This is a genomic window from Solidesulfovibrio aerotolerans, from assembly GCF_009856865.1.
GTDB classification, from domain to species: Bacteria; Desulfobacterota; Desulfovibrionia; order Desulfovibrionales; family Desulfovibrionaceae; genus Solidesulfovibrio; species Solidesulfovibrio aerotolerans.
The window spans coordinates 1-2071 of record NZ_WVUD01000110.1; the positions used below are offsets into that span (position 1 = coordinate 1).

The 2071-nt window shown below is 57.4% G+C and carries 1 protein-coding gene; it reads left to right on the top strand.

The window, feature by feature from the left end; all coding sequences use genetic code 11:
• Nucleotides 1-2071, top strand: a 2071-nt coding sequence (locus GTA51_RS20290; protein ID WP_160964296.1) for a glycosyltransferase 61 family protein, incomplete at both ends; no start/stop codon positions are given.

Sequence of the window (2071 nt, forward strand, 5' to 3'; positions counted from 1 at the left end):
CCCGCTGGAGCATTTCGTTCGCTGGACCATGCGCCAAGGCTGGCGGTCCCTGCCGAACGATCTGCCCGACCTGAAAGACCGCATCGAGCGCGTGCTTCGGGACGATCCGGGCAACCCCTATGCTTTGTATTTGTTCGTCCCGGTTCTCTTCCAACAGAAGCGGTTTGATGAGGTTTTGGCCACCCTGGAGCAATCCGAGCCATATGTTGCTCTCAATCTAGACACGTACATTCTCAAGGGGCGCTGCCTTCAGAAACTCGGTGATACGGCAGGCGCAATCAAAATGCTTATGGAAGCCTACCGCACTGCCTCGCCGACATACGTAGAGCTCATAGGACATCTTCTCTACCAATGGGGCGAGCGGAAGAAGGCCGTCGACCTGCTGGCGAGGGAGATTGCGGACTACGTTGATATCGAGATTACCACCGTCCGTGCCGTCTGCCTCCGCAACGCCTCGCCCTACCAGGAGATCCGGCCCCAGCGGCCTATCGAGGGACTGGTGCCTTCCTTTATCAACCAACATCAGCCGCTAACCTCGCAGTCAGGCGAGTTGACTGCTCCGCCAATCTTCTTTGGCATAGTCCATGACTGCCTGGCAGTGACGTCATGCAACCTAGTGCGCCAACATGGGACGGCGATCTATGACCTTGCCGCCCATGCCTTGGGGGAAATAGTTTCTATTAAAGAACACTTCCAGGGACTTCCCTTTGTCTGCATCCGTAACAATGACCGGTTGCTGCTGAGGGTGCCGGGTGGAAATCCGGTTGATCTTCCCTTTGGGTTGATGATGTTCGGCGGGGCAAGCCATAATTACGGCCATTGGTTCCTGGAATTCCTCCCACGGATGCTTGTGTTCGATAGTGACGTCTGTGACAACGATGCGCCATTGATGATCGATTCTGGCATGCCTGCCAGTCATATCGAGGTGCTCCAACTGCTCAACCGAAAGCGGCGAAAGCTGGTCAAGATGCCGGTCGATCGCGTCGTCCGCTTCAAAAGCCTTGGCATGACGCCGGTTCCAGCATTCTTCCCCTGTGACACCGTCGACAGGAGCGTCTACGACGCAGTCTGGCCGTCCGATGTCTTTTCCGATCTGCGCACCCGGATACTAGAGGCCCTGGGTATTGATCCCAAGGCAAACGGCAGCGCCGGTGGACGACGACTGTTTATTTCCCGAAAGGCGTACACGTCTAAAAGAGTGGTAGCGGAACGGAATCTGGTGAACGAATCAGAAATTGCCGAATATTTGAGAAAAAATGGATTCGAAACAATCTATCCCGAAACGCTAAGCTTTGCCGAGCAGGCGCGCCTATTCAATGAAGCGGATATTGTGGTCGGATCGTGTAGTTCGGCCCTCTCCAATGGCCTGTTTTGTAAGCCGGGGGCTCGGATGATCGGACTGATTCACGACAACCCCAGCTTTAATTTCAGGGGCTATGCCAGCATCATGCGTGCAGCTGGCGTCGAGATTCGGTTCCTGCAAGGCCATTCCTTACCTAATCTCACCAGACATCCCCTGCACCTAGACTATATCATTGAGCTTGACGGCCTGGTACGGGGCCTATCGTGGGCTGAACGGGGCGTTAAAGAAGATTTCGCTCCCTCTGAACAACCCATTTCGCATTTGGCGGAGCGGGGGACGGAGCTCGATCCCGCACGCTTGGCTCGCATTGCGCCCCTGGTGGATACGGCCTACTACGCGGCGCAAGTTGCCGGCGCCGGCGGGACCGCCGTTGCCGAAAGCAAGCTTGTCGAGCACTATCTGACCCACGGTGCCGGCATCGGTTTGTCGCCCAATCCCCTCTTTGCCGAGGGCTTTTATCGCGCCCAACTGTCTGGACCGCTCCCCCTCGCCATGACCGGACTGGAGCACTACCTGGGCGAGGGCGTCGCGGCCGGCCTGGACCCCTCGCCCCTGTTCTCCACAACCTTTTACCTCAGCAAATATCCCGCCGTTGCCGACGGCGGGAACAACCCTTTAGAGCACTTCCTGCGCTGTGGAATGCGCAGGTGCTTGCAGTCCCTGCCGAGCGATCTGCCCGACCTGGAGGACCGCATCGAGCGCGTGCTT